We start from the raw sequence: 9685 nt of genomic DNA, 5'->3' as shown, positions 1-9685 counted from the left end.
ATATTTGAATTTGACTAATTATGTTTTTTCTACTAGCAATGCGCGTTTATAAAGTTCGGAAATAATGAGTAAATTCCGTGAAATTAATGAGTTGTTAACAAGTTATTGGGTGTTGTGAGTGTGTCTCAAGAAAAGATGTATCGGAAACAGGCTCCATAACGTTATTTCACAAAAGAGACTGTTAACCATGCTGTTAATTTAGTGGTGGTATTATTCTGAATCAGAAGGGATAGCTGCCGTTCGTGCTGGTGGCGCAGTCCGACATTTTTGCTCTGCTCATCGCTTTTGCCCGCTGATTTTGTTCGTGGCAGATTTTCTTTGCTAAGATTTTTGGGCTGCGGATTTTCTGATGCCGCGGTCATCGAACGAAACGTTTAAAGTAACCTATGGTTGGGTGAGCAAAGATGAAGTACATCATTCTGCTGATAATTATTATTTCCGTGCTTTATGTGCATTTCCGGGGAAAAGTGCGGTTTCGCTTCTGGCGCCAGCTTTCCGATCATTCGACGTTCACGGCACCGTTGAATGGTTTTATGTATCTTTTCTCGCGCGTCGACAATACGCCATATCTCCGTCCAGACGCATTTCCCGAGCTGGCTGTATTACAGGAACACTGGGAAGTGATTCGTGACGAAGGGGTCCGTCTGCAAAATATGGAGAAAATTAAAGCGGCCGAAAAGTACAACGACGCTGGCTTTAACTCATTTTTTAAAACCGGATGGAAACGTTTCTACCTGAAATGGTATGAGGAGGCGCATCCGTCGGCCAGCACACTGTGCCCGAGAACCACCGAGCTGTTGCGTAGCATTCCCTCCGTAAAGGCGGCCATGTTTGCTACGCTGCCTGACGGTAGTCGCTTACCGCGTCATCGTGACCCTTATGCAGGCTCATTGCGTTTCCACCTGGGTCTGTTGACGCCCAATGACGATCGTTGCTTTATTGAGGTCGACGGCGAACGCTATAGCTGGCGTGATGGTGAAGGGGTTCTGTTTGATGAAACCTATATACACTACGCAGAAAATACAAGCGGTGAGAATCGCCTGATTTTGTTCTGCGATATTGAGCGTCCTATGCGTTACCGCTGGGCGCAAAGGGTAAACCATTGGCTGGGACGCAATTTAATGAGTGCGGCGGTAGCGCCGAATGACGTCGGCGACCGTATCGGCGGTATTAATCGTAGTTTTCGTTATATTTATCAGATTCGTATTGTGGGAAAACGGCTGAAAAAATGGAATAAGGCGGTGTACTACATCGTTAAATGGGTTCTGTTTGCGGGGATCGCGGTACTTATCTGGCGAGCATTTTGAGTCGGCGACCCTGGTCGCCGTTTCTATAATGATAGGCCAGGGAATTGCTTTCTTTGTTTAGATTTAAACAAAGTTGCGGTTTGTCACGGGTTCGGGATATGCGTAAATGCTTAATTGTGCAATTTTTACGGACACCCTGTTGCGCTCTATAATCGTAAGGAATGGAACTAATCAGGTATTTCTATGCATATTTTACCGCCTATCCGCCCGGAACAAAGTATCCAGCGTTTGACGGCACTGCTTGAGCCGATTGCCGAAAAAATGAAGGTTGTGCCGCGAAAGCGCATGACCTGGACATACAAAAACCAGCCCCAGCTGTACCTGTTTCAGCAAGGTGAGCTGTCAATCCTCAGGGCTTCCGACGGGCTCTTGATTGTCTCCGTTTATGACCCGCACCTGTTTGGCATTGCCGAAATGATCCAGCCCGTACGAGGCCATTTGCTGCGTGCCGAAACCGAGTCCACGATCCTGCGCGTCGATGCAAACACCGCGATGGAGATGTTTCGTCAGCACGGGGTCTGGGAAGATGTTGCCGCGCTGCTGTCTTACCACACTGCCTATCTTTTTTATCGCGATGCGCTGGTGGTTCAGCAGCGGACCTACTCGGTGATTCGTAACCATTTGCTGGATATGAGCCAACTGCCGGAAGAGATGCGCATGCGCGTATCGATTCTTGATTATATTCAGGAACGTACGCACCTGTCGCGCAGTAGCATATTAAACGTGCTATCAGCATTGAAGAGCGGCCACTATATAACGTTTAAACGTGGCGGCTATCTTATGGAACTGCATAATTTACCGGAACGCTTTTAATAAGGCGTTCCTCCTAAAGATTAAAGGCTACCGCCTCAGACGGTAGCCTTTAATCATACCTTGGTAAGTGGTCGAAGGACCTCATTGACTTGCTGTAATCCAGTCGCGTTCTGCTCCTTCAAATAGAGGTTGTTCATCAGTCGAATTTGATCAAGTTTTGATAGAGAGATATAAACCTGATGCGCCTGACTGTGCTCGTCAAATATTTCCGCCGTTTTCACATTCAGCAGATAGTCCGTCTTCAGATTCAGCGTTGTATTATCAAGAATCGATTTATTCTGCTGATAGAGTGAACTCATTGCAGCAACGTCAGCTGATGGCGAGCCATTTTGTACGACAGGAATTTGGATCGCGTCAATTTTCGTCAGCATGGCGGGAGGTTGTGAAGTGCAGCCCGCTAGCCAGAATGTCAACACCATAAGCAGCAGTTTACGCATTAGTTTTCCTGAGATAAATGAATATGCTGCTCATTATCTTTTTTCGCTGCGATATCGCGAGTGTTGATTTATCCATTTTTAAATGATGCGAAGTCTTGACGTCCAAATTTAAATTTAAATGACTTATCTTTTTCTCTGTATCTCTGCCGGTGCTAGCTTAATGCCATTGTTATTTTCGTTAGATGTCACCTGCCGCCGATTATTTATATCAATATTTTCTTTCCTGTGCGGCGAAATGTAAAAACAGAGGTTTTATGAAACTGAATAAAATGGTTGGCTGGATGGCTATTGCCGGCGTGTGCTCAACATCCCTGATTTCTCTGCCTGTTATGGCACAGGCAATGGGAAACGATGCCACGGTACAGACCAAAACGAGCAATGACGCGCTGTACAAAACCCTGCCGTTCGCCGACCAGACCGACTTTATGAATGCGCATAAAGGTTTTATTGCTCCACTGCCACAGGACTTGATTAAAGGCGCAGCCGGCAACGTGGTATGGAATCCTCAGCAGTACAACTTCATCAAAGAGGGCGAGAAAGCACCGGATACCGTCAACCCGAGCCTGTGGCGTCAGTCTCAGTTGATCAACATCGGCGGTCTGTTTGAAGTCACCGACGGCGTCTACCAGATCCGTAACCTCGACCTCTCCAATATGACCATCATGGAAGGCAAAGAGGGGATCACGGTCATTGACCCATTGGTTTCCGCCGAAACGGCGAAAGTCGGGATGGACCTGTACTACAAACATCGCGGTAAGAAGCCCGTTGTTGCGATTATCTATACCCACAGCCATGTGGATCACTACGGCGGCGTACGTGGCGTGGTGGATGAAGCCGACGTGAAATCCGGCAAGGTAAAAGTTTACGCGCCCGCAGGCTTTATGCAGGAAGCCGTGTCGGAAAACATTATGGCCGGGAATGCCATGAGCCGTCGTGCCAGCTACATGTACGGCAACCTGCTGAAGCCAGGGGCCAAAGGTCAGGTGGGCGCAGGGCTGGGAACCACCACGTCCGCAGGGACCGTGACGTTAATTGAGCCGACTGATTACATTACCCACACCGGGCAAAAAGAGGTCATCGATGGCCTGACCTATGACTTTATGATGGCGCCAGGCTCGGAAGCACCTTCAGAAATGCTGTGGTATGTGGAAGAGAAGGGGATGATCGAAGCGGCGGAAGACGTAACCCACACCCTCCACAACACTTACTCTCTGCGCGGCGCGAAAATTCGTGATCCGCTGGCGTGGTCGAAGTATGTCAATGATGTGATTGATCGCTGGGGCGGTAAGGCGAAAATTATTATCGCTCAGCACCACTGGCCGACCTGGGGCAATGAAAACGTCGTTAAGTTGATGAAAAGTCAACGCGATATGTATCGTTATATCAACGACCAGACGTTACGTTTGGCTAACCAGGGTCTGACCCGCGATGAAATTGCCGCTAACTTCAAGCTGCCGTCGGGCCTGGCAAACTCATGGGCCAGCCGCGGCTATTATGGCTCCGTGAGTCATGACGTGAAGGCGACCTACGTGTTTTACCTCGGTTGGTTTAATGGCAACCCGGCCACCCTCGACGAGCTGGCACCGACCGATGCCGCGAAGAAATATGTCGATTATATGGGCGGTGCGGATGCCATTATGCAAAAAGCGAAAGCTGACTACGCGCAGGGGCACTATCGCTGGGTGGCGCAGGTCACCAACCACATCGTCTTCGCTGATCCGAGTAACCAGGCGGCACGTAATCTGGAGGCAGATGCGCTGGAACAGCTGGGTTATCAAGCTGAGTCAGGCCCGTGGCGTAACTTCTACCTGACCGGCGCGCAGGAACTGCGTAACGGCGTGGTGAAAGGACCTACGCCAAATACGGCCAGCCCGGATACCGTCAAGGCGATGTCGCCGGAGATGTTCTTCGACTATCTGGCGGTGCATATTAACGGAGAAAAGGCGGCCAACGCGAAAGCGGTGTTTAATGTCGATCTCGGCGGCGAGGGGGGCAAATACAAGCTGGAGCTGGAAAACGGCGTGCTGAACCATAGTGCGAACGTTCAGGCCAGCAACCCGGACGCCACCATTGTGCTCAACCGCGAAACCCTCAACAAAATTATCCTGAAGCAAGAATCGCTGCAGCAGGCGGAAGCGCAGGGAGACGTACGCGTCACCGGCAATCATGCGAAGCTGGACGAGATGCTAAGCTATATGGATAAATTCGAATTCTGGTTCAATATGGTGACGCCATAAGCGTTCAGGAGAGCCCGGACGAGGCGAGAACGCTGATGCCGGGCATTGACGATAGTCCGTTACGCGCCAGAGCTGGCGCGTACCACCAGTTCTACCGGCAGCAGAACGTTGGTTTCCATTTGCCCGGACAACAATACCGCCAGCGCTTCGCGCCCCAATCGCTGCTTATCGACCGCAATGGTGGTTAACGGGGGCTGCGACCATGCCGCAGGTTCAATATCATCAAACCCCACCAATGCAATGTCTTGTGGCACGCGTAGCCCACGTTCGGCGCACACCGCTAACACCAGCAGCGCGGTGGCATCGTTGTAGGCAAAAATCGCATCCGGCGGCTCGGCGAGATCGAAAAGCTCGTGAATGGCGCGCACCAGGGATTGCTCGGTATCAAGTTGCGGTAGCGCGATGGCCTCGTACTCCGGAGGCATCAGCAGCTGAGCCTCATACAGCGCCTGGCGATAGCCTTTTTCACGCTGACGGATACTGTAGTGTGACAGCGTGCTGGCGAGAAAAGCGATGCGCTTACGCCCCAGCGACAACAAATGACGGGTGGCAAGGTAGCCGCCCTGCATATTATCGGGGTTGATGCAGGGCAGACCCGGCGACCAGAGATCGACCAGGACCAGCGGCAGCTTTAGCTGTTCCAGCAGGGCTATTAGCTCCGGCTCAAAAAAACCGGCGCAGATTAGCGCATCAGGCTGGTGAAGCATCACCTGTTCAGCCAGCGCGTCACCGGGGCCGGTTGCCAGAAAACTCAAGGCGATACCCTGTTCACGACACTCGGCCTCAATGGCCAAAAACAGCGGCGAATAGAAGGGCAGCGCGCGGTTGATATTGTGTTGCCGATGGAGCAAAAACAGAACGCGTTTTATTTTATCGCTGCGCAGGCGCGAAAAATCGTAACCCTGCTGCTCGGCAGCGGCGATGATGCGCTGCCGGGTTTCCTCGCGCAGGCCGGGTTGTCCTTTCAGTGCGCGGGATACCGCTCCTGGCGATACGCCGCACGCGGCGGCAATATCGCGAATTCTGACTGCTTTAGCCATCTCTCTCTCGATGTGTGTTATCGACGCTGCGCCCCAAGCCAGGCTGCGCCACGCACGCCGCTGCTGTCACCATGGCGCGCCTGTACGACAGGGGTACAGCATTGCTTACCAAAGACATACTGCGCAATGCGTTCCTGCAGGCCGGTATACAGCTGTGGAATATTCGACACCCCGCCGCCAAGCACAATGGCATCCGGATCGAGGGTATTCACGATTCCCGCTAGCGCGCGCGCCACCTGGTCCTGATAGCGATCCCATAGCGCGGCAATCACCGTATTCCCCGCATTCAGCTGAGCAATAATTTCCGGTACCTTATCATGTTTACTAAATATCTGGAAATACTGCCTTTCCAGGCCGCTGCCGGAGATAAAACTCTCGATACAGTTGGTTTGCCCACAGTAGCAAACCTCGCTGGCACCGTCTTTCTCGGGGTGATAGTGGGGAAGCGCGTTGTGCCCCCATTCGCCTGCACAGGCATTGGGCCCGGTAATCAAACGGTTGTCGACGCACAGACCGCCACCGCACCCGGTGCCTAAGATAACGCCGAAGACGACGTCGTAGTCTTTACCTGCGCCGTCGATGGCTTCCGATAAGGTAAAGCAGTTAGCGTCATTGGTTACGGCAACGGGCATGGCAAGCTGCTGCTCGAGGTGCTGGACAAATGGCTGCTGATTTAGCACCAGGATGTTCGAATTTTTGATTAAACCGTCGCGGCCTGCGGCGCCCGGTATTCCCAGACCTATGGAGATATTGTGTTGTGTGGCGTCGCGCGCAGCATGAATGGCGCTGATGACAGCCTGCAAGAAATCCTCATAGCGCTGTTTTGGCGTAGCGTAGCGCTGCCGATAGATGATTTCCCCCCCATCATCTAATACCACTGCCTCTATCTTTGTCCCGCCGATATCCAGTCCTAATCTCATGGTTGCTGTCCTGTTGTTGGAAACGATGGCGGAAGTGTAGAACTTTTGTTTACTATACAGAATATGTAATGCGGAAAAATGTGAGATGGAGAGGTTGGAAAGGCGACAAATTAACAGGATGAAGTGAGAGTACGTATAGTGGACAAGCTGGGAGGGTATAAAAAAGGCCCTGAAGAGTCAGGGCCTGAAGAGTGATTAGAAGTGGTAACTTACGCCTGCCTGGACGCTGGCATCGTTATCCACATCGCCGGTACCGAAGTACACGCCGGTATTCAGAGAGAAATCTTTACCGATGGTGGTATTAATCCCTGCGCCGAAGATACCCATGGTGGCGTTATGACCGTTGGTGTTGTGATAGTCCGCCGCTTTGATATCGGTGTTATCGCTAAACTCGGTTTGATAGCGCGCATCCAGCCATGGATACAGCTCAACGTTTTTATTGAGATCCGCCAGTTTGGTGGTCACCCGCATACCAATGCCGGTGTTCCATTCCGATACCTGGCTGTCGCCAAAGGTGATGGCCTGGTCAGAGAAGCCGTCTTCCTGCGCTTTATCCCAGCCGAGGGTTGCATAAGGCTGGATAACGGTTTCACCTGGCAGTACGACGTTAACGCCCGCCCGCGCTTGGGTGGTGTACAGATTGCCGTCGGAAGACCCGTCCAGTGCCTGGGTCATGCCGGTCGTGGCGTTGCTAACGTTGTTGGCTGAAGTGGAATAGCGCATATCGCCATAACTGAAGCTGCCGTCAACGAACATGCCCCACAGGTTGTCGTGCAGCGACTGTTGCCAGCCACCGTACACGCTGTAGTAGTTACCATAGACGCTGTCGTTAAAGTTGTTGCTACCGCCGTTGGTGCTGCGGTCACGGCTGCGGGTCCAGCCCAGTGCGATACCGCCGGTCAGGCTGTCGCCATTGTTCAGATGCGTGGTCCAGTCCACACCGCCCTGTACGCCCTGAGTAATATCTTTATAGTCAACGTCATCGCTGTAATCGCCGTTCTGGTAGAGGAAATCACCCCAGACCTGCGCACCATCAACGCCGTGGCCGAACAGATTCTGCAAGTGTACCTGAGTCAGGCGGTTCGCCAGATCGTCGGTGATCATGCGGCCGGCTTGTTTGGCGGCATCCAGACCGGCGATCATCCCCTGCACGTCGCTGGCGAGGTCGCCGCGAGAGCTGCTGAACATGACGTTGTACACGGTATCGTTGTTGGCTTGCAGCAGGCCGTTGGACACCGTGCTCGGCTGCGCTTGCTGCGTCAGGCTGTTGTTGTAGTTGTAAGCCCCGTTGCGGCTCTCAACCTGCTGTGCGCCGTTGCTGAAGGCAACGGAGACGGCATTCGATGGGTTGCTGGCGCTGGTGGTATAGGTAGCAATCGCCAGATTCTGCTGGTTTGCGGTGCTCATCGAGGTGTTGCTGACCACCAGATTGCTGTTCGCTGTCGCGCCAACAGTGCCTAAGTTCACCAGGCTGTCGGAAGACATATTGACCTGTACGTTACTACCGGTGGTGTTGGTTACAAACAGCGTAGAACCGGATTGGATATTCCAGGTGGTGTTATCTTCAATGGTATCAACGGTCAGGCTGTTATTACCTGCGGTGTTGACGGTTTCGAACTGAGCGATAGACCCATCAACTGAGCTCCCCGCATCCAGGGAAAGCGTATCGGCGCCCGTACCGCCGTCGACAGTGCCAGTCACATGTGAATTATTCGCTAATGTGATGGAATCATTACCCGTGCCGGTGGTGATATTGCCATTGACCGTCGCGTTGTTCAGTGCGACAGCGGTGTTGCCTTCATTCGTCGCATCAATGTTGCCGGTTAATGTGCTGTCGCTCATTGATACGGTTGCGGCGCTGTGATCGGCGAGGATGATATCGCCATTGACCTGGCTGTTGCCACTGACGCTGAGGCTAACGGTGGAAGAACCGTTCGTATTATCACCGATAGCGGCAATATCACCGGTCACCGCGCTGTTAGTCAGCGCAATGGTGGATGATTGGGTACCATAGACCCCCATGGCAACGGTTTGGCCATCAAGCAGCGCATTAATCTCTTTGGCATTTCCGTTGTTGGAATAGCTGCTCTCGAGGTAACCCAGCAGGGTTGCATCTCCCGTCTCACCAACCAGATTGCTATCACTCAGGGTGACATTGTTATTTCCAGCGGCGCTCATAGCATAAATGGAGCCGTTAACGGAACTATTACCCGATACGGCAATGTTATTATCAGTACCGGTTACCGCGTAGACTGAACCGTTGAGCGTACTACCATTTTGTACGGCAATATTATTGTTGCCAGCATTTTCCCCGGAGTCGACAAAGATCGATGCACCGCCCATATAATCTTTGTTGCCCACATCAGGTTTATAACCATAGGCGGTGCCATCATCCTCACCGTTTAAGGTCGAATGATTGATAACCAGGTTAACGTTTGTAGAATCGCCGCTAGTATTATTACCAGCTTCAATCATATCGGTGGTGGCATTATTCAGGGTGATATTTTTGGTGCCAATATAACCACCTTGAATATATGTTCCGGACATATCGGTACCATTTACCGTTAAGGACTGCGTATCTCCGGCTGTCTGATCCCACAGATATATCGCGTTGCTATTCTGGGCGTCACTCATAATGGCAGAGCCATTATTGTTTACAAAAATCAATGAGGTGCCGTTTGGTCCTGGGCTGGTTTTATCCTGAAAGCCACAGGTCGTTGTTGATGTACCGGTGCAGGGATCGGTTTGGTCAGCGAGCGCAGAACCTGAGATTGCCGAAAGAGACAGAAGAATGCACTGGGAAAGCAGTGTCAATCGAGCTGTATGACGCATTTTAAAAGTCCTTCATATTGTTTTGTGATAATGACGGACAGAGTATTATTTGAATTAACGATTTTATTAATTCGATAAATGTAATGTTATGTATTGGGT

At 51.7% G+C, this 9685-nt stretch carries 7 protein-coding genes; 3 read left to right on the top strand and 4 right to left on the bottom strand.

Annotated elements, in window-relative coordinates; genetic code table 11:
* Window positions 1-404 precede the first annotated feature (404 nt).
* Together lpxO and NNN71_RS21585 are read left to right on the top strand one after the other, a co-directional pair.
* Complete coding sequence (gene lpxO / locus NNN71_RS21590; protein WP_249023070.1) at window positions 405-1307, top strand: lipid A hydroxylase LpxO; 903 nt, start codon at window positions 405-407, stop codon at window positions 1305-1307.
* A 183-nt stretch (window positions 1308-1490) separates the two neighbouring features.
* On the top strand, window positions 1491-2120 hold the full coding sequence (locus tag NNN71_RS21585) for a winged helix-turn-helix transcriptional regulator (protein ID WP_163449325.1): 630 nt from the start codon (window positions 1491-1493) through the stop codon (window positions 2118-2120).
* Window positions 2121-2173: 53 nt separating this feature from the next.
* Here the strand turns inward: NNN71_RS21585 and NNN71_RS21580 are convergent, their stop codons facing one another.
* Window positions 2174-2557, bottom strand: coding sequence for a hypothetical protein (locus NNN71_RS21580; RefSeq protein ID WP_271459305.1), 384 nt, complete (start codon window positions 2555-2557; stop codon window positions 2174-2176).
* A 254-nt stretch (window positions 2558-2811) separates the two neighbouring features.
* Between NNN71_RS21580 and NNN71_RS21575 the strand changes: the two genes are divergently transcribed.
* Window positions 2812-4794: an alkyl/aryl-sulfatase gene (locus tag NNN71_RS21575; protein WP_271459304.1), complete on the top strand. Its 1983-nt coding sequence runs from the start codon at window positions 2812-2814 to the stop codon at window positions 4792-4794.
* Window positions 4795-4853: 59 nt separating this feature from the next.
* Here the strand turns inward: NNN71_RS21575 and NNN71_RS21570 are convergent, their stop codons facing one another.
* The 3 genes from NNN71_RS21570 to NNN71_RS21560 all read right to left on the bottom strand — a co-directional run bounded on the left by NNN71_RS21570 (window position 4854) and on the right by NNN71_RS21560 (window position 9301).
* The gene (locus NNN71_RS21570) at window positions 4854-5834 is read right to left on the bottom strand and encodes a LacI family DNA-binding transcriptional regulator (RefSeq protein WP_223802863.1); all 981 of its coding nucleotides are present in this window, start codon (window positions 5832-5834) and stop codon (window positions 4854-4856) included.
* A gap of 17 nt (window positions 5835-5851) precedes the next feature.
* Window positions 5852-6754: an ROK family protein gene (locus NNN71_RS21565; protein ID WP_163449329.1), complete on the bottom strand. Its 903-nt coding sequence runs from the start codon at window positions 6752-6754 to the stop codon at window positions 5852-5854.
* 195 nt (window positions 6755-6949) lie between these two features.
* Window positions 6950-9301, bottom strand: coding sequence for an autotransporter domain-containing protein (locus tag NNN71_RS21560; protein ID WP_271459303.1), 2352 nt, complete (start codon window positions 9299-9301; stop codon window positions 6950-6952).
* Between the last annotated feature and the right edge of the window lie 384 nt (window positions 9302-9685).

The organism is Kluyvera sp. Awk 3 (genome assembly GCF_028069715.1).
Lineage (GTDB): Bacteria > Pseudomonadota > Gammaproteobacteria > Enterobacterales > Enterobacteriaceae > Kluyvera > Kluyvera georgiana_A.
This window is presented reverse-complemented; position numbering and strand designations above follow the sequence as displayed.